The 22,645-nt window shown below is 39.1% G+C and carries 21 protein-coding genes and 2 tRNA genes; 13 read left to right on the top strand and 10 right to left on the bottom strand.

The genetic code is table 11. The features are described from left to right. The first annotated feature begins 1 nt into the window (after position 1). The 11 genes from B9T26_RS12905 to B9T26_RS12855 all read left to right on the top strand — a co-directional run bounded on the left by B9T26_RS12905 (position 2) and on the right by B9T26_RS12855 (position 12,929). Positions 2 to 511 (top strand): acyltransferase, encoded by a 510-nt coding sequence (locus tag B9T26_RS12905; protein WP_086200076.1) that lies wholly within the window; start codon positions 2 to 4, stop codon positions 509 to 511. After that, positions 508 to 1,806, top strand: coding sequence for an O-antigen polymerase (locus B9T26_RS12900; protein WP_086200075.1), 1,299 nt, complete (start codon positions 508 to 510; stop codon positions 1,804 to 1,806). The genes B9T26_RS12905 and B9T26_RS12900 overlap by 4 nt, the downstream gene beginning before the upstream one ends. Then, positions 1,803 to 3,944, top strand: coding sequence for a bi-domain-containing oxidoreductase (locus tag B9T26_RS12895; RefSeq protein WP_086200074.1), 2,142 nt, complete (start codon positions 1,803 to 1,805; stop codon positions 3,942 to 3,944). Before B9T26_RS12900 ends, B9T26_RS12895 begins: the two co-directional genes overlap by 4 nt. A 12-nt stretch (positions 3,945 to 3,956) precedes the next feature. Next, a complete protein-coding gene (locus tag B9T26_RS12890) occupies positions 3,957 to 5,591 on the top strand; it encodes a heparinase II/III family protein (RefSeq protein ID WP_086200073.1) in 1,635 nt (544 codons plus the stop codon). Position 5,592: 1 nt separating this feature from the next. Further along, on the top strand, positions 5,593 to 6,714 hold the full coding sequence (locus B9T26_RS12885) for a glycosyltransferase (protein WP_171263010.1): 1,122 nt from the start codon (positions 5,593 to 5,595) through the stop codon (positions 6,712 to 6,714). Positions 6,715 to 6,877: 163 nt separating this feature from the next. Continuing rightward, a complete protein-coding gene (locus tag B9T26_RS12880; RefSeq protein WP_086200071.1) occupies positions 6,878 to 7,501 on the top strand; it encodes a sugar transferase in 624 nt (207 codons plus the stop codon). Positions 7,502 to 7,537: 36 nt separating this feature from the next. Beyond that, positions 7,538 to 8,413, top strand: a complete 876-nt coding sequence (gene galU, locus B9T26_RS12875) for a UTP--glucose-1-phosphate uridylyltransferase GalU (RefSeq protein ID WP_086200070.1) — start codon at positions 7,538 to 7,540, stop codon at positions 8,411 to 8,413. 13 nt (positions 8,414 to 8,426) lie between these two features. Further along, the gene (locus tag B9T26_RS12870) at positions 8,427 to 9,683 is read left to right on the top strand and encodes a nucleotide sugar dehydrogenase (protein ID WP_086200069.1); all 1,257 of its coding nucleotides are present in this window, start codon (positions 8,427 to 8,429) and stop codon (positions 9,681 to 9,683) included. Then, the gene (pgi, locus tag B9T26_RS12865) at positions 9,683 to 11,356 is read left to right on the top strand and encodes a glucose-6-phosphate isomerase (RefSeq protein WP_086200068.1); all 1,674 of its coding nucleotides are present in this window, start codon (positions 9,683 to 9,685) and stop codon (positions 11,354 to 11,356) included. The genes B9T26_RS12870 and pgi overlap by 1 nt, the downstream gene beginning before the upstream one ends. After that, a complete protein-coding gene (gene galE / locus B9T26_RS12860) occupies positions 11,349 to 12,365 on the top strand; it encodes a UDP-glucose 4-epimerase GalE (protein WP_086200067.1) in 1,017 nt (338 codons plus the stop codon). Before pgi ends, galE begins: the two co-directional genes overlap by 8 nt. Before the next feature lie 30 nt (positions 12,366 to 12,395). Beyond that, entirely contained in the window at positions 12,396 to 12,929 is a 534-nt protein-coding gene (locus B9T26_RS12855; protein ID WP_086200109.1) for a serine O-acetyltransferase, read from the top strand. 87 nt (positions 12,930 to 13,016) lie between these two features. On the opposite strand, the gene B9T26_RS12850 is transcribed toward B9T26_RS12855, so the two are convergent. From B9T26_RS12850 to B9T26_RS12805, 10 genes are all read right to left on the bottom strand, one after another. Beyond that, on the bottom strand, positions 13,017 to 14,390 hold the full coding sequence (locus tag B9T26_RS12850; protein WP_086200066.1) for a phosphomannomutase: 1,374 nt from the start codon (positions 14,388 to 14,390) through the stop codon (positions 13,017 to 13,019). Positions 14,391 to 14,454: 64 nt separating this feature from the next. Continuing rightward, a complete protein-coding gene (gene glmS, locus B9T26_RS12845; protein WP_086200065.1) occupies positions 14,455 to 16,293 on the bottom strand; it encodes a glutamine--fructose-6-phosphate transaminase (isomerizing) in 1,839 nt (612 codons plus the stop codon). A 13-nt stretch (positions 16,294 to 16,306) separates the two neighbouring features. Next, the gene (glmU, locus tag B9T26_RS12840) at positions 16,307 to 17,671 is read right to left on the bottom strand and encodes a bifunctional UDP-N-acetylglucosamine diphosphorylase/glucosamine-1-phosphate N-acetyltransferase GlmU (protein ID WP_086200064.1); all 1,365 of its coding nucleotides are present in this window, start codon (positions 17,669 to 17,671) and stop codon (positions 16,307 to 16,309) included. A gap of 22 nt (positions 17,672 to 17,693) precedes the next feature. Continuing rightward, positions 17,694 to 18,215 (bottom strand): phosphatidylglycerophosphatase A, encoded by a 522-nt coding sequence (locus B9T26_RS12835; RefSeq protein ID WP_086200063.1) that lies wholly within the window; start codon positions 18,213 to 18,215, stop codon positions 17,694 to 17,696. Beyond that, positions 18,193 to 19,110 carry a thiamine-phosphate kinase gene (gene thiL, locus B9T26_RS12830; RefSeq protein WP_086200062.1) on the bottom strand — a complete coding sequence of 306 codons (918 nt, stop codon included), beginning with the start codon at positions 19,108 to 19,110 and terminating at the stop codon, positions 18,193 to 18,195. The genes B9T26_RS12835 and thiL overlap by 23 nt, the downstream gene beginning before the upstream one ends. A gap of 20 nt (positions 19,111 to 19,130) precedes the next feature. Next, positions 19,131 to 19,580 carry a transcription antitermination factor NusB gene (gene nusB / locus B9T26_RS12825; RefSeq protein ID WP_086200061.1) on the bottom strand — a complete coding sequence of 150 codons (450 nt, stop codon included), beginning with the start codon at positions 19,578 to 19,580 and terminating at the stop codon, positions 19,131 to 19,133. A gap of 4 nt (positions 19,581 to 19,584) precedes the next feature. Continuing rightward, positions 19,585 to 20,055 carry a 6,7-dimethyl-8-ribityllumazine synthase gene (gene ribE, locus B9T26_RS12820; protein WP_086176519.1) on the bottom strand — a complete coding sequence of 157 codons (471 nt, stop codon included), beginning with the start codon at positions 20,053 to 20,055 and terminating at the stop codon, positions 19,585 to 19,587. A gap of 18 nt (positions 20,056 to 20,073) precedes the next feature. Next, positions 20,074 to 21,189: a bifunctional 3,4-dihydroxy-2-butanone-4-phosphate synthase/GTP cyclohydrolase II gene (gene ribBA / locus B9T26_RS12815; protein WP_086200060.1), complete on the bottom strand. Its 1,116-nt coding sequence runs from the start codon at positions 21,187 to 21,189 to the stop codon at positions 20,074 to 20,076. Positions 21,190 to 21,488: 299 nt separating this feature from the next. After that, positions 21,489 to 21,564, bottom strand: a tRNA-Gly gene (locus B9T26_RS12810). Positions 21,565 to 21,611: 47 nt separating this feature from the next. Then, a tRNA-Gly gene (locus tag B9T26_RS12805) sits at positions 21,612 to 21,684 on the bottom strand. Positions 21,685 to 21,918: 234 nt separating this feature from the next. Between B9T26_RS12805 and B9T26_RS12800 the strand changes: the two genes are divergently transcribed. Together B9T26_RS12800 and B9T26_RS12795 are read left to right on the top strand one after the other, a co-directional pair. Then, positions 21,919 to 22,230 (top strand): BolA family protein, encoded by a 312-nt coding sequence (locus tag B9T26_RS12800; RefSeq protein WP_086176527.1) that lies wholly within the window; start codon positions 21,919 to 21,921, stop codon positions 22,228 to 22,230. A gap of 16 nt (positions 22,231 to 22,246) precedes the next feature. Further along, on the top strand, positions 22,247 to 22,639 hold the full coding sequence (locus B9T26_RS12795; protein WP_086200059.1) for a SirB2 family protein: 393 nt from the start codon (positions 22,247 to 22,249) through the stop codon (positions 22,637 to 22,639). Positions 22,640 to 22,645: the final 6 nt, after the last annotated feature.

The following is a 22,645-nucleotide window of genomic DNA, read 5'->3' as shown; positions in this document are numbered from 1 at the left end:
AATGAATAAATTGAGCAAGATTTTATATTTTCTCGCAATGAAAACTTTTGGATCATTAAAGCCGAGATATGCGACCAAAGTAAATTATTATTTTCTAAAAAAATGGGGAGTTATTTTCAATGGTAAGCCTAATTATCTCTCTTCTAAAATTTGGTTTGATGGAACAAATTACGGCCTAATTGAAATTGGTAATCAGGTTACTATGTCAAGTTATATTAGAGTTTTGACACATGATTGGTCCTTACATACTGTAGCCAAGGCATTTGATATTCCTCAAGAAAAACCGATTGGAAAAATTAGATCGGTAAAAATAGGCGATTATAGCTTTATTGGAACAGGGACTATTTTAATGCCTGGTTGTCAAATTGGAAAAGGTTGTATTATTGCTGCAGGTACAGTGGTTCGAGGAAAAATACCAGATTTTTCAATTTATGCTGGTAGTCCTGGCCAAATTATTGGGGATTCTAGAGAATACCTAAAGAAAAACTTAAATATAAATGAATTAAAATGATTTATATTTCTGCATTATTATTATTTTCTGTGGCCTTGGCTTTTTTAAAGCCAGGTTTAAATAAATATGGAATAAAATATATTTTTCTTACACCTCATGGTGTAAGTACTATCTTTTTTATTTTAATTCATATTTTTATGCCAGTGTTACAGTGGTATTATGGTTTTTTTAGATATCAAAATGAATATGAATCTTTAATATACTCAATCTCCATGTTTTTTTCATTTTTAGTATATTTTTTATTTAATTTGGGTTTTATTCTATTTAATAAAAATATTAATAATCCTATATTTTTTAATATTAAAGATTTTAATATTACCTATTTTAACTATAAATATTTAATATTTTATGCATTGCTAATTTTTGCAGTAGGTTTTTACTATTCTTATCAAAATATTATTCAAATTTTATCTATGGGAGTGGATGTTTATTTAAGAGATAGAATTTCATTTGCCTATGGACAAGGTATTAAGGTTTTATTTCCACATTGGATATATATATCTTGTATGCTTGTTTTTTTCTCATATTTAATGCGAAATAATAAAGTTTATTTATTATTATTTCTTTTGATTTTTATTTACTCTGCTGTTTATTATTCTATTAATAGTAATCGAAATTCATTATTTATTCTATTTTTTCTACTATTTTCAATCTATCTTTCTTGTCGAGATTTTAAAATTAATTTTAAATATACATTTAAAATTATATTTCCATTTTTCTGTATTTATATATTGTATTTAATTGGTAAATATAGAAAAGAAATAACTTCATCTGAAATCTCTCATAATGATAATTATGGTTTAATTAACTCTTTAAATGGTGCTTTTGGAAATCACGAAAATATAGTGTGGTTACTTTCAAATCAATATCAAATTTTACTTGGAAAGACATATCTAGCTGGTTTTAGTAACTTTATTCCAAGAGCCCTGTGGATAGATAAACCTTATGGGGCTGGTCCTGAATTAAAAAATATGATTTATCCAGGCAGTTATGTTTTGGGGCAGGAAGGTAACTCATCATTAACAACAGGTTTTGTTACTGAACTATTAATGAACTATGGTGTTTTCATCAGTCTTTTGGCTTCTTTTAGTACTGGACTGTTTTTATGTATATGTTTTACTTATTTAAAAGATAAAAACAATTTATTTTTTAAAATTATTTATATTTATTTAATGGTTCTATTTTGTAGCCAATTTTTTTATGCAGAGTTTTTAGGGTTTTTCTCTAGAACTATTTTTACTTTATTTCCATTATTATTTGGATTAATCATTTTTAGCATTCGGAGAAAAAGTTGAAACAAATTTTTCAAGATTTATCTAAAGGCGGAACTTCAATTGTTGAAGCCCCATCTCCTCAAATAAGTACAGGTCACCTTATTATCTCTACCAGTATTTCTCTTATTTCTGCTGGTACGGAACGTATGCTTGTTGATTTTGGTAAAGCAAATGTTATTGATAAAGCACGCCAACAACCCGAAAAAGTACGTATGGTACTTGATAAGGTTAAAACTGACGGTCTGCTTACTACTTATGAAGCTGTTCAATCTAAATTGAACCAACCATTACCTCTAGGATACTGTAATGTAGGTATCATTCAAGATATTGGTAAACAGGTTGAGGGTTTTAAAATTGGTGATCGAGTTGTTTCGAATGGTCACCATGCTGACGTAGTTAAAGTACCTAAAAACTTATGTGCAAAAATTCCAGATAATGTGTCTGATGAAGCGGCAAGTTTTACCGTATTAGGTGCAATTGCTTTACAAGGTATCCGTTTGGCACAGCCGACTTTAGGGGAGAGTTTTGTTGTTATTGGGGCTGGTCTTATTGGCCTAATGGCAATTCAATTACTTAAAGCAAATGGGTGTCGCGTTTTAGCTGTCGATTTTGATCAAAAAAAACTAGAACTGGCAAAAAAATATGGAGCTGAGATTTGTAATCCTGCTTTAGGTCAAGATCCAGTAACAGTGGCAGAAGTATTTGCACGTGGTTTGGGTGTGGATGGCGTAATTATTACCGCCTCGACTAAGTCAAATGATCCTGTACACCAAGCAGCATTAATGTGTCGTCAACGTGGCCGTATTATTCTTGTTGGTGTTGTAGGCTTGGAATTAAACCGTGCTGATTTTTATGAAAAAGAATTAAGCTTCCAGGTTTCGTGTTCATATGGCCCAGGTCGCTATGATGAATTCTATGAAGCGAAAGGTAATGATTATCCAATCGGTTTTGTTCGTTGGACAGAGCAGCGTAACTTTGTTGCCGTTTTGGATATGATGGCATCGGGTGCTTTAGATGTTGAAACATTGGTGAGTCATCGATTCAAATTTGAAGATGCAGTTGCAGCATATGAAGTACTTACCAATGTACGCGATAGTTTAGGTATTGTTCTACAATACGAACATCAGGTTGAAAATAGACATTTCAAACGTTTAGATTTACCGAACTATCAATTGAACTCAGTTGCTAAGGTTACTTTGGGTTGTATTGGTGCTGGTAACTATGCGTCACGTGTACTCATTCCGGCATTTAAGAAAACCAATGTGAATTTGCATACTATTGTGACTGCAAGTGGCGTGAATAGTGTAATTCATGGTGAGAAGGCTGGCTTCAAAATTGCCTCATCAGAACTAAATGATATTTGGCAAAATAGTGAAATTAACACCTGTATTATTGCAACGCGTCATAACACACATGCAAAATTTGTTCTGGACGCATTGAATGCGAATAAAAATGTTTTCGTGGAAAAGCCGCTAGCATTAAATTTAGCAGATGTAGATGCTATTGAAGATTTCTATCAATCTAATTCGTCTACGGCTAAACCTCATTTAATGGTTGGTTTTAACCGTCGTTTCTCACCACAAATTCAAAAAATGAAGCAGCTGTTAGCAACAGTAAAACAGCCTAAAACATTTATCATGACCATGAATGCAGGTGCTATACCAGTAGATCATTGGACTCAGGATCCTGAAATAGGTGGTGGTCGCATTATTGGTGAGGCCTGCCACTTTATTGATTTAATGCGATTCCTTGCAGGTTCAAAAATTGTCAATTACCAAGTACAAGGTATGGGAACGCAATTTGATCATGACTTGGTTGAAGATAAAGCTTGTATTACCTTAGCCTTTGAAGATGGTTCATTTGGTACAATTTTCTATTTAGCGAATGGGTCTAATGCATTTCCAAAAGAACGAATTGAAGTCTTCACTGGTGGCAAGGTTCTTCAATTAGATAACTTTAGAAAAATGACAGGTTATGGATGGTCTGGATTCAAGAAAATGAATCTATGGAGCCAAGATAAGGGTCAGGAAAATTGCACCAAAGCTTTTGTTGAAGCAATTGAAAAAGGCCAAAGCACTCCAATTCCTCTAGAGGAAATTTTAGAAGTTGCAAGAGTCACAATTCAAGCAGCGCAATTACTGAGAGAAAAGCAGGCTTAAGCTTTATTTGCTATGAAACTACTAAAATTAATTCATACTATTAAATATTTAAAATTTGTGCAGTTGTTTTATCGGCTGCACTATCTTTTACTTAAACCAAAAACCAAGCAAACCGTATTTAATACTCAGCTTAAAAAGCTCGCACAAAATTGGGAAAATACAATAGCCAAGCCTATTAGTATGCTCAGTCCAACACAGTTTGTATTTTTAAATCATCTAGGTCAGTTAAATACGGCTGAGGATTGGAATACGACGCAGCAAGAAAAATTATGGTTATACAACCTGCATTATTTTGATGATTTAAATGCGGAAAATGCAATAGATCGTAAAGATTGGCATACTGATTTAATTCATAAATGGATTGCTGAAAATCCCTATTCTTCAGGCAACGCTTGGGAGCCTTATCCAAATTCTTTAAGAATTGTGAACTGGGTGAAGTGGTCATTACAGGGTAATAGACTAAATGAACTTCAATTACAGAGCCTAGCCTTACAAGCTGAGCATTTATCAAAAACGGTTGAGTGGCATATTCTCGCTAACCATCTATTTGCGAATGCGAAAGCACTAATTTTTGCAGGAATGTTTTTTGATACTTCAGAATCGAAAAAATGGCTAGATTTAGGATTGAAAATTTATAAAAAAGAAATTGATGAACAAGTTCTAGCTGATGGTGCAAATTTTGAATTAACGCCAATGTATCATGCCATTTTTTTAGAAGATCTCTTAGATATCTATCAATTAGTCGTTATTTGTTATGCAAACACGGAATTACTAGATAAAGAACATTTGAAAAATAAAATTCAAAAGATGCTTGAGTGGCTTAAATATTTATCCCATCCAGACGGCGAGATTTCTTTTTTTAATGATGCTGCATTTGGTATTGCATCGACTTATGAAAATTTATCCCATTATGCTGAAAATTTAAAAATAAATATTGAGATAACAGGTATTAGAGATGCCAGTTTAACTGACAGTGGTTATATCTCTGTTGAACGTGAGGCTTATAAATTTATTATTGATGTTGCTGAAGTTGGGCCAAGTTATCAGCCAGGACATGCTCATGCAGATACGCTGAGTTTTGAATTAAGTATATTGGGTTCAAGATTTATCGTAAATTCCGGGATATCTCAATACGGATTAGGTACTGAAAGGTTATATCAGCGCGGAACATCTGCCCATAATACTATTGAGATTGATCAGCAAAATTCCAGTGAAATTTGGTCTGGCTTTAGAGTTGCGAGAAGGGTAAGCCCTAAATTAAATACAATCCATTACCATGATAATAGAATCTTGGATTTTTCAGCATCTTATAAGAGTTTAACTGGGGTTGTTCATAACCGTGCTGTAGACTTTCAAGATAACCAAATTATTTTAAAAGATAATTTATTAGGACAGTTTGATTCTGCAATTTCATATATTCATTTTCATCCCGATGTGAAAATAAGACAAGAATCAAATCATGATTTTGTATGTGAATTAAATGATCACATCATTGATATTCGACTACAAGGTGATATTGATACTATGCTTATAGATAGGTATTGGCATCCTGAGTTTGGTAAATCAATTTCAAATACTTGTTTGAAAATAAATTTATTATCAAATAATTATGAGATGTCAATTTCTTGCAGAGATACAGGTCTTTAAAATGTCAAATATATGTATTATTAGTGCCAATAGTCTCGAAAATGAAAATGCATCCAGAAACAGAGTTCTCAGTTTTGTAAATTCATCTATAGCGGCTGGACATCAAGTTAAATTGATTTCTATGGATGGTGAGGCATTTAATTTACTGGAACATGAGCGCTTCAAACATTTCAAAATTCCATTTATTGATACCAAGATTCCATCTTTTATTAAACGTGCTTTTTTGGAAATGAAAATAGCTTCACTGGCATTAAATAAAGCCAATGAACTCAATTGTGATGTAAATTTAATCACCATCCCATCAATGTTTTTACTGCATTTAAGCTTTTTACTTAAATCGGGAAAAACCAAAATTTTAGATATCCGCGATTTAAGCTGGGAGTATCTAGATCAAAAGTCATTGGTTAATAGAATTGCTAAAAAAGTTTTTACTCAAAGCGCTTTAGCTAATTTAAAGAAGTTTGATATTATCAGTGTGACCAATAATCATGAATTTGATTATGTGTCTAAAAATATCTCTAACTCTGGATTAATTGTTAAAGTTCCAAATGGGGTTTCGCTTTCAGTTTTTGAAAAGTTAAGTCATATCCAGCCGAATCGTTCTAATCAATTTACCGTAACTTATATTGGTAATGTAGGTTTGGCACAAGACTTATCAACCCTGGTAGAAACAAGTAAACTGTTACCACATGTTCAATTTAATATTGTTGGTGCTGGTACAGATTTTGAAAGAATAAATAAATTAGCGAATCTTAACCAACCAAATTTAAACTTCTTGGGACGTTGTCAGTTTGAGGAACTTTTAGAAATATATAATCAGTCCGATGTTCTATATGCACAATTGACCCCAGAATTCTCCACTGCTATGCCTTCTAAGTTATATGAATATTTATCTACCGGAAAATATATTTTATATGGTGGCGTTGGTGTAGCTGGAAAAACCCTAGAAAGCTTTCAAAATGTTTCTTTAATAGCTCCCTGCAATATTCAGGCATTGAAGTGTGAAATTCAGCATATCCAAGAAAATGGTAAATATCGGCAATTATGCGTAAAAAACAGAGAAAAAATAAAATCTGAATACTTACGAGATGTTACAGTTGAAAAGCTGATTTCTATGATTTAAGTAAATTCAGGTTTAAAGTAAGTAATTTCAAGATATAATACTTTTCATAGAAAGTGTTTAAAATCTGGATGTCTTTATAAAGATTATTGTAGTAATAAGTATTGAATAATTTTAATTTTAGAACTTCTTTAAGGACTAAATAAGGATAATTAAGGTTATATAAATGAAACGTTTAATTGATTTTTTAATAGCTTTAACAGCATTAGCTCTGTTGAGTCCAATTTTCCTTTGGGTGGCTTATAAAGTCCGTAAAAATTTAGGTTCACCAATTTTCTTTTATCAAGAGCGGCCTGGAAAGAATGCAAAACTTTTCAAGATGATCAAGTTCCGTTCAATGAAAGATGCTTTGGATAAAGACGGAAACCCTTTACCTGATGATCAGCGGATTACTCCTTTTGGACAAAAATTACGTTCAACTAGCCTAGATGAAATGCCGCAGCTTATAAATGTATTAAAGGGGGATATGAGTATTGTGGGTCCTCGTCCGCAAATGAAAGATTTTTTGGAACATTATACTCCTGAGCAAATGCGTCGCCATGAAGTTCGGCCGGGAATGACGGGACTCGCTCAGGTCAGTGGGCGTAATAACCTGTCTTGGGAAGAAAAATTTGAATTAGATGTGCAATATGTCGATCAATCTTCTATTTGGCTTGATTCTAAAATCATGTTTAAAACCGTTAAAGTGATGTTCACCAAAGAAGGTATTAATGCTCCTGATCAAGAAGTTGGAGCTGAACGTTTTTCGAATAAACATATTTCAGATACTCATCTGTCTAAAAATGGATAAAATAAATTTCTGTTCATTTTCAATTTTGTAAATATTATGATCAAAAAAGCCATTCTCCCGGTTGCTGGTTTGGGGACTCGTTTTTTACCTGCCAGTAAATCCATTCCTAAAGAAATGGTGACAGTGGTAGACCGTCCTGCAATTGAATATGTGGTACGCGAGGCTGTCGCGGCAGGCATTGAACAGATTATCTTGGTGACCCATTCATCAAAAGCATCCATTGAAAACTATTTCGACCGTAATTTTGAACTGGAAACGACTTTAGAAAATAAAAAGAAATTTGACCTACTGAAAGAAATTACAGAAATATTGCCACCGCATGTCAGTGTGGTGAGTGTACGTCAGCCACAGCCTTTGGGCTTGGGCCATGCTGTACTCTGTGTCAAGGATATTATTGGAAATGAGCCATTTGCAGTACTTTTACCAGATGTTCTGGTGAAGGACGCTGATGAGCTGAATGATTTAAGCTTGATGATTCAACATTATAACCAGTCACAAGCATCACAAATTATGGTCGAGGCTGTGCCTGATCATTTGGTCGATCAATATGGTATTGTGGATGTCGCTTCAATACCGGAAGAAGGTAAAAGTATTGTTATGCAGGGCATTGTAGAAAAACCTGCTGTGGGTACGGCACCATCTAATTTGTCTGTGGTTGGACGCTATGTCTTACCTGCCAAGATTATGCAGCTATTGGAAAATACGCCGAAGGGTGCAGGGAATGAAATTCAACTGACCGATGCAATAGCAGAACTACAACGTGAAGAAACCGTTGAAGCTTATCGTATGAAAGGTCAAACCTTTGACTGTGGCAGCAAACTCGGTTATCTAAAAGCAGTATTACATTATGGTGTAGACCATCCCAAACTTGGTGAGGCATTTAAAGACTTAATTAAAGAACTTAAATTTTAAATTAGGAATTTCTATGAAAGTTGCAGTATTTGGACAAACCCTTTACTCCGGTGTGTTGGCAGCTTTATTGGCAGAATGTGGTCATCAAGTTTTTTGGTGTGAACTACTGAAAAAGCCCACTTTAGAGCAGGCTTATACCCAAGATGAAGCAGTCAAGCAATTGCTTGATAAGCAGCAACAAAGTGGATTTTTAAAATACTGCACCTTTAATGATATTCCTTTAGATATAGATGCTTACCTCTTTAGTTTTAATCCTACTGAAGAAGTACAAGCTATTGAGATTTTAAAAGAGCTTAAACAGCGCAGCATTATTCATCCTAAATTAATGATTAATGGTTCAACTTTAGGTTTGCATGGCACAGAGAAATTTGAAAAAATTCTCAATCAGGATGAATGGGTCTATTTACCTGATATTATTCAAGAAGGCAATGCTATACAAAGTCTGGTTCAGGCCAAACAGCTGATTGTGGGTTGTGTTTATGAGTCCAGTCAAATCAAAATCAAAGAATTATTAAGACCATTATTCCCGCGTGAACAGCAATATTTATTTATGCCTATACTCGATGCTGAATTCACCAAACTCAGCATTTCAGGCATGTTGGCAACACGCATTAGTTATATCAATGACTTAGCTGTAGTTGCAGAAAAACTAGGGATTGATATTGAGCATGTCCGTCAGGGAATGGCCGCAGATAACCGTATTGGCGCATCTTATTTATACCCGGGTACAGGTTTTGGCGGTGAAAATTTTAGCCATGATATCTTAACCCTGGCCAATACCGTGTCAGGTACCGGTACCAAAAGTCAGTTGCTCTCTCAAGTATGGGATATTAACGAACAGCAAAAAGAACTTCTATTCCGTAAATTATGGAACTATTACCATGGCGATTTAGCCGCTAAAACTGTCGCCATTTGGGGTGCTGCATTTAAAGAAAATACTGCTCGTATCCAACAGTCACCCATTCATGTCATGTTGAAAGCGCTTTGGGCGCAAGGTGTAGTGGTTAAATTACATGATCCTCAAGCCCTGGCTGAAATTGAAAAAGTGTATGGACAGCGTTCAGATTTAATTTACTGTACAGACCAGTATCAGGCTGCTCAAGATGCACATGCGCTTTGTTTATTGACAGCTTGGAAGCAATATTGGAGTCCGAATTATTCAGACTTACTCAAAATAATGAAGCATCCCCTGATTTTGGATGGTCGAAATATTTATGACCCAAGCTATGTTAAAGCTCAAGGCTTTGCTTATATGGGAGTAGGGCGTTAATGGTCGGACAGGTTCATCCTTATGCTGTAGAGGATTTAAACTCAGTCATTACTCACTTAAATGCATTGAAAAATGAATTTGAGGTTAAACATCTAACTGAACTATTTGCAGAAGATACGGAGCGGTTTCAACATTTTTCCGTGGCTTTAGAGCCAATCGTTTACGATTTTAGCAAGCATCGTGTGGATCAAAAGGTCATTCAAGCCCTGGTGCAGTGGGCACATGCACAAGACTTGGCGCCATGGATTAAACGCTTGTTTTCTTGTGAAGAAATTAACTATACCGAGCAGCGTGCAGCGATGCATTGGGCACTACGCTTGCCTAAACATGAAGTTCAACATCCTGAACTTGCCGGGCAGGTACATGCACAATTAGAGCGGATGTTTGATCTGGTCAATAAAATTCATGAGGGGCAATATCGTGGTGCGACAGGTGAAGTCATTCAAGATGTGGTGAATATTGGTGTCGGTGGTTCAGACCTGGGACCGCTCATGGTCAGTCATGCCTTGTCTGATTTTAAAAAAGCAACGCAAAAACCCTTAAATACACATTTTGTATCGACCATTGACGGCAGTCAACTTTCAGATTTATTGCATAAGCTGCGTCCTGAAACGACCTTATTTATCATTTCATCGAAGTCATTTGGCACCATTGATACATTATCCAATGCGCAAACTGTCCGTATTTGGCTGGAAAAATCTTTAGGTCAAGAATCGCAAATTCTGAAACATCATTTTATTGGGGTATCGACCAAAGCCGATAAAATGACCGAATGGGGAATTGCTCCTGAAAATCAATTCTTGTTATGGGACTGGGTCGGTGGACGTTATTCACTCTGGTCATGTATAGGCTTACCTATTGCCTTAACCATTGGTGTAGATGGATTTAAACAGTTGTTGGCAGGCGCTTATGCGATAGATCAACATTTCCAGACAGCACCGTTTGAAAAAAATATTCCTGTGCTGATGGGTCTATTAGGTGCCTGGAACAACAATTTCCTAGACATTCAAACCCATGCAGTATTGCCCTATGATGGTCGCTTGAAATACTTCGCAGCTTATCTACAACAGCTGGAAATGGAGTCTAACGGTAAGTCGATTCAGCGCAGTGGTGAAAAAGTTGAATGGGATACCTGCCCGATTGTGTGGGGGGAAGTGGGACCGAATGCACAGCATGCATTTTATCAACTGCTCCATCAAGGCACTCAATCTGTAAGCAGTGATTTTATTGCACCGGTTAAGCGTTATAACGGAAATCAATTTACCTATGTCGATAATGCAGAGGCATTGATCGAACAGCATCATTTGGCATTATCGAACTGCTTGGCTCAATCTCGTTTACTGGCATTTGGTAATCAGGCTTTAGATCAAAAGGAAATCGCATCTTTAGCGGAATATAAGCAATATGAAGGTAATCAGCCCAGTACCACTATCTTGATCAAAGAATTAAATCCATACAGTTTAGGCATGTTGATTGCCATGTATGAGCACAAAGTATTCGTGCAATCTGTACTATGGAATATTAATCCCTTTGATCAATGGGGCGTTGAAAAAGGCAAAGAAATTGCCAATCAGCTGCTGCCGATTTTAAATGGGCATCGCCAGAATATTTCAGATTTAGATGCCTCAACCCAAGGTTTATTAAAGATATTATTAGGAAAAACACATGGCTAAAATTTTAGTGACGGGCGGTGCAGGCTATATTGGTTCGCATACCTGTGTTGAATTATTAAATGCAGGTCATGAAGTTGTTGTTTTAGATAATTTATCGAACAGCTCTGAAGAGTCTTTAACACGGGTAAAACAATTAACTGCTAAAAATCTGGATTTTATAGAAGGTGATATTTTAGATCAGCAAATCCTAGATAAAATTTTCATTACACATCACATTGATGCCGTTATTCATTTTGCCGGTTTAAAAGCGGTAGGTGAAAGCCAGCAAGTTCCACTGAAGTATTTTGAAAATAATATTTCAGGTTCAATTAGCCTGGTGAAAGCAATGGAACGTGCCCAGGTATTTAAGCTGGTGTTTAGTTCATCTGCGACTGTTTATGATGAAGCCAATGTATCGCCACTCAATGAAGACATGCCTACAGGTATGCCAAGTAATAATTATGGTTATACCAAACTGATTGTAGAGCAGCTTTTACAAAAATTATCCGTGGCAGACGAACGCTGGTCGATTGCCTTATTACGTTATTTCAACCCGGTCGGTGCACATAAAAGTGGCCGTATTGGAGAAGACCCGCAAGGTATTCCAAATAACCTGATGCCTTTTGTTACCCAGGTTGCGGTTGGCCGTCGTGAAAAACTGTCTATCTTTGGCAATGATTACGATACCGTTGACGGGACTGGAGTGCGCGATTATATCCATGTGGTCGATTTAGCCAATGCGCATTTATGTGCCTTGAATAATCGTTTAAATACTCAAGGTTGTCGTGCCTGGAATATTGGCACAGGTCAGGGTTCTTCGGTTTTGGAAGTGGTGAAAACGTTCGAACGGGTCAATCATGTGCCGGTTGCATATAGTATTGAACCACGCCGTGAAGGAGATGTGGCAACTTCATTTGCAGATAACGCTCGGGCTGTAGCGGAGTTGGGCTGGAAACCACAATATACTTTAGAAGATATGTTGGCTGATAGTTGGCATTGGCAAAAACAAAATCCTCAAGGATTTATCTAAGACTAGATCATGAACAGACAGGTGGATTCGATGATCTTAAAATTAATTTTGAGTGATTTATATCGATATACAGGCAATCAAAAACTAAGCGCTTTTATTAAAAATTATTTTTTTAATCGAGGATTTAATTTTTGTGTCTGGCTCAGAATCGCCAGTTCTAAAACCTGGTTAGCCAAGCTTGCCTATCCTGTTTTTTATTATAAAAAGAAAAAGTATGGCATCGATATTCATGCCAATACCAAAATTGGTTTTGGCTTATATATCGGTCATGGCGGCCCCCTGGTGGTGAGTCCAACGGCAACCATCGGCAATAATGTGAATTTATCGCAATATACCACCATCGGTGCAAATTTAGGCCCTGCGGCTATCATTGGCGATAATGTCTATATCGGGCCGAATGTGTGCATTATTGAAAATGTTAAAATTGGCGATAATGCGACCATTGGCGCGGGCAGTGTAGTGACCAAAGACATACCCGAAAATGCGACTGCTGCAGGTAATTATGCCAAAGTACTGAATTTTGATCAGCCAGGAAAATTTGTCAATAAAAGATATAAAATTTGAAGGCTGGTTTTTGAAATAAAATAAAAAAGAGCTCGATTTGAGCTCTTCTTATAAGATGGAAATCTACGATTATATTGTCATTTTATTTTAGCTATTGCCTTGAATTAACTGGGTCAATTCATCTACATAATCCTGTATCGGTTTTGGATTTTTATCCGCACGACTTTCAATGTTTAAGCGTAGTAATGGCTCGGTATTGGAAGCGCGCACGTTTAAACGCCAGACGCCAAAATCCAGACTCACGCCATCTGTTTGATCAATGGCAGGATTTTGAGCAGCGAAGTGATCAAAAATCTTTTGAATGGTGGCTTGCGTGTTTGCAACTTTAAAGTTGATTTCGCCTGAACATGGAAATTTTGCAATCATGCCTTCAACCAGTGAAGATAAAGATTGTCCTGTTTCAGACAATACAGAAGTAGCCAACAGCCAGGGAATCATGCCGCTGTCACAATAGGCAAAGTCACGGAAATAGTGGTGCGCACTCATTTCTCCGCCATAAATCGCATTATGTTCACGCATTTTTTCTTTAATGAATGAGTGACCGGATTTAGACTGGATCGCTTCACCTTGGTATTGTTCAACAATGTCAAAAGTATTCCATACAAGGCGAGGGTCATGCACAATTTTCTCAGCTGATTGTTTAAGCAAGAACGCTTGTGCCAATAAACCAACGATGTAATAACCTTCAATAAACTGACCTTTTTCATCAAACAGGAAGCAGCGGTCGAAGTCACCATCCCAGGCAATGCCCATATCTGCAGCATGCTCAATCACGGCATCACGTGTGCTGTCACGGTTTTCTACCAGAATCGGGTTGGGAATACCATTCGGGAAATTGCCATCTGCTTCATTATTGATTTTAATCAACTCAACAGGAACATTGAGCTGTTTAAATTTCGCTTCAATGGCATCGACCACATGACCAGCTGCACCGTTACCTGCGTTCATGACCAGTTTTAACGGTTTAATTTTTGCAGGGGTGATATAGGTCATTAGATGATCAATGAACTCTGGCAAAATGTTGTATTTGTCAGTTGTACCTTTAGTCACAACATCAGCAAATTCACCAGATTCAGCCAAAGCCTGAATGTCTTTTAGACCAGTATCGGCGCTAATAGGACGTGCATTTTCACGAACCAGTTTCATGCCGTTATAATCCATTGGATTATGGCTGGCAGTCACTTCAATGCCGCCTTGAACATCAAGATGGAAAGCCCCGAAGTAGACTTCTTCAGTCCCCGTCATACCTAAATCTAAGACATTCACACCGGCATCATTTAAACCGCGAATGGTCGCCTGTTTCAGGCTTTCACTGCTTAGACGAATATCACAACCGATTACCACAGTCTGGGGTTGATAGATTTGCCCATAAGCCCGGCCAATTTTATAGGCGATGTCTTCATTTAATTCTTCACCCAATTTTCCACGAATGTCATAGGCCTTAAAGCAACTCAGTGTCATGTTTTTTACTCTTTTCCTTTATAAGAAAAAGGCCGGTTACCCAGCCTTCTTATATCAAAATTTATTATTCAACCGTTACCGATTTTGCCAGGTTGCGTGGCTGATCGACATCTGTCCCGCGCAAAACTGCCACATGGTACGACAGCAGCTGCACAGGAATACTGTAAACAATAGGCGCAAGAACCGGGCTGATACTTGGCACATGAACGACATGCTGACGGTCTTTGCCTTTAATGCCACTGTTTTCATCGGCAAAGACAAACAGTTCACCACCACGTGCCTGAACTTCTTCCATATTGGATTTGAGTTTATCCAGCATGTCGTCTTGCGGTGCAAGAATTACCACAGGCATGTCATTGTCTACCAATGCCAATGGGCCATGTTTCAGTTCACCTGCTGCATAACCTTCTGCATGAATATATGAAATTTCTTTCAGTTTCAGTGCACCTTCCAGGGCAATCGGGAACTCGGTACCACGACCTAAAAACAGGCAGTGCTGTTTTTCTACAAACAATTCAGATAAACGCAAAATGTCTTTATCTTGTTGCAAAGTATCTAAAATGACTTTAGGGGTATGCCATAAATCAGTAATTATTGCTGTGGTTTGTTCAGCAGAAATCGTTTGCTTGACTTGACCAATTTTTAAAACTAACAGCATCAGTGCAGCAAGTTGCGTGGTAAATGCTTTGGTTGAAGCAACGCCAATTTCAGGTCCAGCCAGGGTTAACAGGCTATGATTGGTTTCACGCACCATTGAAGAGGTAGCCACATTACAAATGGTCATGGTGCTAATGTTTAAATTTTTTGCAGCAGCGCGTTTTTGGGTATCACGCAGTGCAGCCAAGGTATCGGCAGTTTCACCAGATTGGGAAATGCACACATACAGCGTGTTATTGACAATCACCGGTGTGCGATAGCGGAATTCACTGGCAATTTCAACTTGGCAAGGCAGGTCAATCAGCTGTTCAAACCAGTATTTTGCAATCATGCCGGCATGGTAGCTGGTACCACAGGCAATAATTTGCACCTGTTGAATTGTTTCAAAATCAGCAACCGCATTTTTCAAGAAATCTTCGCGTAAATCATTGCCATTCAAGGCTTGGGAAATGGTCTGCTGAATGGCTTCAGGTTGCTCATAAATTTCTTTGAGCATGTAGTGTTTATATTCACCTTTAGATGCATTGCTTACCGTTGCGTCCAGTTCTTTTGCTGGACGGTTCACCAATTTACCATCTACAAACACTTCAATGCTATTGCGTGTTAAACGTGCAATATCACCTTCTTCCAGATAAATGAAACGGTTGGTAATAGGAAGCAAGGCCAGTTGGTCTGAACTGATAAAGTTCTCGCCAATCCCTACACCAATCACAAGTGGCGAACCTTCACGCACAGTAATCAATTCATCAGGATGATCGGTATGTACGATTCCCAGTGCATATGCACCTTTGAGCTGTGGAACCACTTGTTGAACCGCTTCTAAAAGGCTAGAGGTTGATTTTAAGGCATCATTGACCAGATGCGCGACAACTTCGGTATCTGTTTGTGAAGTAAAGACATAGCCTAGTGCTTCAAGATCATCTTTAAGTTCTTGATAGTTTTCAATAATACCATTGTGAACTACAGCCACGGTACCTGAAATATGCGGATGGGCATTATTTTCAGTCGGTTTACCATGCGTTGCCCAACGGGTATGCGCAATACCCAGTGAACCTTCGATATTCGATTCACTCACGGCTTGTTCTAGGTTAACTACTTTACCGACACGGCGTTCACGCAGGACATGACCGCCATTGATCAGCGCAACACCAGCTGAATCATAGCCACGGTATTCAAGGCGCTTCAGGCCTTCAATTAAAATATTGCTAATATTACGTTCAGCAACGCCACCGACAATTCCGCACATATTTATAATCCTCTTATTTTTTCAATTTTTGGGGGCGTTGATAGTTTTCTTTGGCCACTTGTTTTGATCGTTCAAAGGCTAAACTATTTTCTGCTACATCGCGTGTGATGACTGAACCCGCACCGACAGTTGCACCATTGCCAATACTGACTGGAGCAACCAGTGAGCTGTTCGAGCCGATAAAGGCTGAGTCACCAATAATGGTTTTAAATTTATTGGCACCATCATAATTGCAGGTAATGGTACCGGCACCAATATTCGAGCCTGCACCGACTTCGGCATCACCTAAATAGGTAAAGTGATTGGCTTTAGAGCCCAGTCCAATAGTGGAATTTTTAACTTCAACAAAGTTGCCAATATGCACTTCATTGGCTAGCTTGGCACCTGGGCGTAAACGGGCAAAAGGTCCAATTTGAGTATCTTCACCGACAATTGCATTATCGAAGATACTGTAGGGTTGAACTTTGGTACCGGCAGCAATCTTGGTATTTTTAATCACACAGCCTGCACCAATTTCGACATGATCACCCAACTCGCAGTCGCCTTCAATAATCACATTGATGTCAATCCGCACATCTTGACCGACTGTAAGATTGCCACGCAAGTCGAAACGGCTAGGGTCAATTAAATGTACACCTTGCTGCATCAGTTTTTTGGCTTGATCATTTTGAAATTCACGCTCTAGAGCGGCAAGCTGAATGCGGTCATTTACACCTTCAACTTCAAAGGCAAGCTTTGGTTCAACCGATGCGACTTCTAAGCCATCAGCAATGGCCATCGCCACGATATCCGTCAGGTAATATTCACCTTGGGCATTTTCATTGCTTAATTTTGGCAACCATTGATGCAATTTGGCGTTGCTGACACAGTAAATGCCGGTATTAATTTCTTTAATTTGATGCTGTGCATCACTTGCGTCTTTGTGTTCAACAATGGCCTGAATTTTGCCATTTTCACGAACAATACGGCCATAACCAGTCGCATCGGCCAAAGTTAATGTCACCAGGCCAATTCCTGTTTCACGTGAAACAGCGAGCAGCTTTTCTAATGTTTCTTGTGTAATGCAAGGCACATCACCCGATAGAATAAGGGAAACGCCATCTGCAGGAAGAACCGGTAAAGTCACTTTAACCGCATGGCCTGTACCGAGTTGTTCGGCTTGTTCAACCCATTGTACATTTTCTTGCGCAAAGGCCTGTTGAACTCGCTCACCACCATGTCCATAGATGGTAATAATATTTGCTGCATTGAGTTTTTTTGCAGTTTCAATCACGTGACCCAGAAGAGGGCGTCCTGCAAGTGGTTGTAATACTTTTGGTAAAGTAGAACGCATACGAGTTCCTTTACCTGCAGCAAGAATAATAACGCTAGTAGACATGTGTAATCCTACAAGTTTTAGCTTAAGCCATCACGAAAGATAAATAGATGTAAATGCATAGAGCTGCCCAGATGCCTGCGATAATATCGTCAAACATAATGCCAAATCCGCCACCGACTTGACGGTCGATCACACGAATAGGCCAAGGTTTCCAAACATCAAACAACCGAAATAAGGCAAATCCGACCAATACCCATAACCAGCTTATCATTCCCAAATAAATAAGCGGTAAAAAGGTAATGGATTGCCCTGCAAACTCATCCCAAACAATGCGTCCATCGTCATGCACCCCCATGACTTTGGCGGTTTGTCCGCAAATATAGATGCCAATTAAGGACATGACAATCATGGCTATGATGGAGTTGAAAAATCCAATTGCAAGCCAAATAGGCACAAATAACAACGCAAATGCTGAACCAAAAGTACCCGGGGCTTTGGGCGCCAACCCTGAACCAAAGCCGACACCGCAAAAAACAATAAAGCGGTTGTACCAGGACATATCTTTAAAGTGAATCGCAGGTTTATGCAAAGTGTTGGTATCCATTAAATTTTAATATTTGCTCTGTACCATTTTGAACAAAACGAAGTTTGGATGTTGCTGTAATTTTTCCAATTTTCGTAATGTTGACATCTAATTGTTGTTGCAAAAGTTGCTGATAGTTCTGCGGGCTAATTGTAAAACATAATTCATAATCATCGCCACCAGCCAATGCATATTGCCATTGCATTTCTTGTTGTAATTTTTTTAAGGCCGCATCGACAGGAAGTTGATTCAATTCAATTTCTGCACCCACTCCTGAAGCCTCTAATATATGAGCAAGATCTTGGGCCAGGCCATCAGAGACATCAATCATGCTATGGGCCAAGCCTTTTAAGCTTTGGCCAAGTTGACAGCGAGGTGTTGGGTAGTCCAGACGTTTTTGTAAAGGATGGCCTAAATGAGCCAGAGCAAACGCGGCATCACCGACTTGTCCACTCACACATACATAATCACCGACTTGTGCACCGGAACGTGTGATGGCTTTTCCTGATTCTACCCAGCCCAGAGCCGTAACAGAAAGGGTGAGATGAGGACTTTGCGTGGTATCGCCACCAATTAAACTTACCCCAAATTGATCGCAACAATCATATAAACCCTGACTAAACGCTTTTAGCCAGTCATGATCAATTTGGGGTAGGCTCAATGCCAGTAAAATGCTATGCGGTTTTGCACCCATCGCGGCAATGTCAGATAAATTGACTGCGACAGATTTCCAGCCAATGGCATGCGGATTGGTATCGAGAGGGAAGTGTCGTCCAGCAACCAGAGTATCGGTACAAATCACCAACTGTTGCTGTGGAGGAGGGGTGAGCAAGGCTGAGTCATCACCGACGCCTAAATCGACAGATGAATTGGTCTGACGGTTAAAATAGGTTTCGATGATAGAGAACTCAGCCATACAACAAGTCTACTTAAAATTTAGTTGGCTTGTTGCTTTTCTGCTGCACGCAATGTTGTCGCTAAACGATCCAATACACCGTTGATGTATTTATGGCTGTCTGCACCGCCAAAATGTTTAGCCAGCTCGATCGCTTCGTCTAAAACCACGCGATATGGAATTTCAAGATGTTCTTTCAATTCATACGCGCCAAGACGAAGGGTTGCGAGTTCAACGCCGTCAAGCGCATCAATTTCGCGATCAAGCACAGGGATTAAGAGCGCATCCAATGCTTCATGATTGGCAACCACTTGAGTCAACAATTCATGATAATAGCCGAGATCCACTTTGTGCATGGCATTTTCCACACGTGTACGTGCTTCAATCTCATGTACCGGATTGTGGCTCATCTGCCATTCATAAATTCCTTGTACAGCAAAACGACGTGCTTTGCGTTTTGCTGCATAAGTTGCTTGAAGTGTTTGCGACATAGCGTTAAATAGCCTTTAACAAGTTAACCATTTCAATCGCAGTAAGGGCAGCTTCACCACCTTTATTACCTGCTTTTGTACCCGAGCGTTCAATCGCTTGTTCAATACTATCCGTAGTCAATACACCATTAATTACTGGTAAGCCAGTGTCCAGACCAACAACGCCTAGACCTTTGGCACATTCACCAGCAACAAAATCGAAGTGAGGCGTGCTACCACGAATTACTGCGCCAAGGGCAATAATTGCATCAAAACGATCGGCAGCAGCCAGTTTTTTAGCCACTACTGGAAGTTCCCAGGCGCCAGGTGCGTGAACAACGGTGATATTATCCTCTGATACACCATGACGTTTCAATGTATCAATTGCACCTTCTAATAGATGTTCTACAACAAAACTATTAAAACGACCCACTAAAATCGCATAACGGCCTTCGCTAGCGAGATGTAACATACCTTCAATACGGCGAATTGCCATAGCAACCTCGATGATTTCTTAAGATGTTTGTTGTGCAGTGATGTATTCCACCACTTCTAAGTTAAAACCTGATAGTGCATTAAAACGTAAAGGTGAGCTGAGCAGCTTCATTTTCTCTACGCCTAAATCACGTAAAATCTGTGCGCCGACACCAATGGTTTGATATTGCTGAGATAACGCAGCATTTGATTTGGTGGGTTTTGGCGCACCTAAACTTTCCAGCGCAGGACCTAGATCCTGTAAATGGCGTTGACCAATCCACACCAATACGCCGCGATCACTATCTGCAATAGTTTTCAGCGCTTTATCTAAATTCCAGGCAGGTTCGCCATCTTGCTTGTTGATTTTAAGCAAGTCACGTGCTGGACTAAAACCATGTACACGTACAGTGGTCACACCTTGTTTCGGTTCGCCTTTGACCAGGGCCAAATGAATATCCGGATTACCAATTTCACGGTAGCGGAATAATTCAAAAGTACCGTATTCAGTATCTAGGGTTTGTTGATCCAGGCGTTCAACGGTTTGTTCATTGGTCATGCGGTAGTGAATTAAGTCCGCAATGGTACCCATTTTTAGACCATGTTTTTCTGCAAAAACTTCAAGGTCAGGGCGGCGCGCCATGCTGCCATCTTCATTAATAATTTCACAAATGACAGATGCAGGTTCAAGACCCGCAAGACGAGATAAGTCACAGCCAGCTTCAGTATGGCCAGCACGGTGCAATACCCCACCTGGCTGAGCCATTAATGGAAAGATATGGCCTGGCTGAACGATATCTGCCGGTTTTGCATGGGCTGCTACAGCAGTACGGATTGTATGGGCACGTTCTGCAGGTGAAATACCTGTTGAAATTCCTTCAGCAGCTTCAATGGATAGCGTGAAGTTGGTACCGTGTTGGGCACCGTTGGCATCAACCATTAAAGGAAGGTTGAGCTGCTGACAACGGTCGCGACTCAAGGTGAGGCAAACCAGACCACGTGCGTGCGTGATCATAAAATTGATGTCTTCAGGACGTACGTGAGTTGCAGCAATGACCAGGTCGCCTTCATTTTCACGATCTTCATCATCCATCAGGATAACCATTTTTCCTGCACGGATATCTGCTACAAGCTCTTCAACTGTATTGAGCGGCATCAAGCTTCACCTTCTTGTTGTCTTGAACGACATTTTGCTTACATTGATTGTTGCATAGTCTACCGTTTTTTTACGATGTTTGCCTATGCTTATTGGTTTCCATTCCCGGTTCATTGTTATACACAGTGCCTGAACAGTTGAAAAGGGGACTTTATTTTAAAAAGCAGCGATTGTGCTGAATCTTTAAGCAGTTGAAATAAATAATGACAAGCTTATGCAAAATGGTGCTGATTTGTTGGGTTGCGTATGCTACCGGTATAAAAAAAGCCCTAATCTTTCGATCAGGGCTTTTTTGAATCTGGAGCGGGAAAGGAGACTCGAACTCCCGACCCCAACCTTGGCAAGGTTATGCTCTACCAACTGAGCTATTCCCGCGGAGTCTATAAAGTTTTTTAAATAAAAAACTAAATGAAAAAATTTTGAGCGGGAAAGGAGACTCGAACTCCCGACCCCAACCTTGGCAAGGTTATGCTCTACCAACTGAGCTATTCCCGCATGCCGTGTATAATACATTATGCAAAAATAGGGTCAATAACTTTGTGAAAAAACTTGCATCAATTGCATAAAATAAAACCATTTTGCCCGGGTTTGCTGATTTTCTAAACAAGATTGAGATTGGAAACCCGACTTTTCGCTTGAAATGGATAAATGATTGATGGGGCTGGTACGAAGATTGAATCGGAACACGTTATACTGAAGCCAAAGATTGAGCTATTTGGGAGTGTTATTGTGAATATAGAACAGCAACTGATTCAGCGCCTGCAAGATTTGTCGCCGCTGCATTTAGAAGTGGTGAACGAATCATCGGGTCATGGCGGCTATTTCCCCGGTAAAGAATCACATTTTAAGGTGGTTGTGGTCAGTGACATTTTCCAGGGCTTACGTTTAGTGCAACGTCATCAAAAAATTTATGCGGCTGCCGGGGACTTGCTGGCTCCCGAGCGTATTCATGCACTGGCCATTCATGCTTTTGTGCCATCGGAATGGCAAGGACAAGCAACACCTAGTCCTGAATGCGCGCATGCACCAAAAGCTGAATAAGAAGGAAGACTAAACAATGGATTTGCAGTTAACCGTTAAAATTGTGCATATGATTGCCGTGACTCTATTGATTGGGGCAATCATTGCACGTGGTTTGACTTTATTTATTGGGGTACGGGGTAATCAACCGAATCCGGTGGCACGAAAACTTTTGGTGGCATGGCAGCATCTGGCTATGACGATCATTATTCTGACCGGGCTAACGTCTTTGGTGATCAAGAATTTTGAAGTACAAAGCTGGTTTTATGCCAAGATCATCCTGTTTCTGGTGTTATTTTCTTCCTTGATTAAGGCTTATAAAAAAGATGACAGCATTTTATTGGCACAACGTCGCGCAGGTTTGACCATTGCGGTGGTTGCGCTGATTGCCCTCATCAGTCTGGTGATGATTAAGCCGAATTTTGGTTAATTGTTA

It is taken from the genome of Acinetobacter sp. ANC 4169, from assembly GCF_002135355.1.
In the GTDB taxonomy this organism is placed as follows: Bacteria; Pseudomonadota; Gammaproteobacteria; order Pseudomonadales; family Moraxellaceae; genus Acinetobacter.
The sequence above is the reverse complement of the archived record's forward strand: the minus strand, read 5'-3'. Positions and strand labels throughout refer to the sequence as shown.

Bases quoted from the DNA above. Each gene is read 5' to 3' on its own strand.
- B9T26_RS12890 (WP_086200073.1), top strand. From the start codon at position 3,957: ATGAAACTACTAAAATTAATTCATACTATTAAATATTTAAAATTTGTG.
- thiL (WP_086200062.1), bottom strand. From the start codon at position 19,110: ATGGCTGAGTTCTCTATCATCGAAACCTATTTTAACCGTCAGACCAAT.
- ribE (WP_086176519.1), bottom strand. From the start codon at position 20,055: ATGGCAATTCGCCGTATTGAAGGTATGTTACATCTCGCTAGCGAAGGC.
- galU (WP_086200070.1), top strand. From the start codon at position 7,538: ATGATCAAAAAAGCCATTCTCCCGGTTGCTGGTTTGGGGACTCGTTTT.
- B9T26_RS12870 (WP_086200069.1), top strand. From the start codon at position 8,427: ATGAAAGTTGCAGTATTTGGACAAACCCTTTACTCCGGTGTGTTGGCA.
- galE (WP_086200067.1), top strand. From the start codon at position 11,349: ATGGCTAAAATTTTAGTGACGGGCGGTGCAGGCTATATTGGTTCGCAT.
- glmS (WP_086200065.1), bottom strand. From the start codon at position 16,293: ATGTGCGGAATTGTCGGTGGCGTTGCTGAACGTAATATTAGCAATATT.
- B9T26_RS12795 (WP_086200059.1), top strand. From the start codon at position 22,247: ATGGATTTGCAGTTAACCGTTAAAATTGTGCATATGATTGCCGTGACT.
- pgi (WP_086200068.1), top strand. From the start codon at position 9,683: ATGGTCGGACAGGTTCATCCTTATGCTGTAGAGGATTTAAACTCAGTC.
- B9T26_RS12885 (WP_171263010.1), top strand. From the start codon at position 5,593: ATGTCAAATATATGTATTATTAGTGCCAATAGTCTCGAAAATGAAAAT.
- B9T26_RS12900 (WP_086200075.1), top strand. From the start codon at position 508: ATGATTTATATTTCTGCATTATTATTATTTTCTGTGGCCTTGGCTTTT.
- ribBA (WP_086200060.1), bottom strand. From the start codon at position 21,189: ATGCCGCTCAATACAGTTGAAGAGCTTGTAGCAGATATCCGTGCAGGA.
- B9T26_RS12880 (WP_086200071.1), top strand. From the start codon at position 6,878: ATGAAACGTTTAATTGATTTTTTAATAGCTTTAACAGCATTAGCTCTG.
- B9T26_RS12855 (WP_086200109.1), top strand. From the start codon at position 12,396: ATGATCTTAAAATTAATTTTGAGTGATTTATATCGATATACAGGCAAT.
- glmU (WP_086200064.1), bottom strand. From the start codon at position 17,671: ATGTCTACTAGCGTTATTATTCTTGCTGCAGGTAAAGGAACTCGTATG.
- B9T26_RS12905 (WP_086200076.1), top strand. From the start codon at position 2: ATGAATAAATTGAGCAAGATTTTATATTTTCTCGCAATGAAAACTTTT.
- nusB (WP_086200061.1), bottom strand. From the start codon at position 19,580: ATGTCGCAAACACTTCAAGCAACTTATGCAGCAAAACGCAAAGCACGT.
- B9T26_RS12835 (WP_086200063.1), bottom strand. From the start codon at position 18,215: ATGGATACCAACACTTTGCATAAACCTGCGATTCACTTTAAAGATATG.
- B9T26_RS12850 (WP_086200066.1), bottom strand. From the start codon at position 14,390: ATGACACTGAGTTGCTTTAAGGCCTATGACATTCGTGGAAAATTGGGT.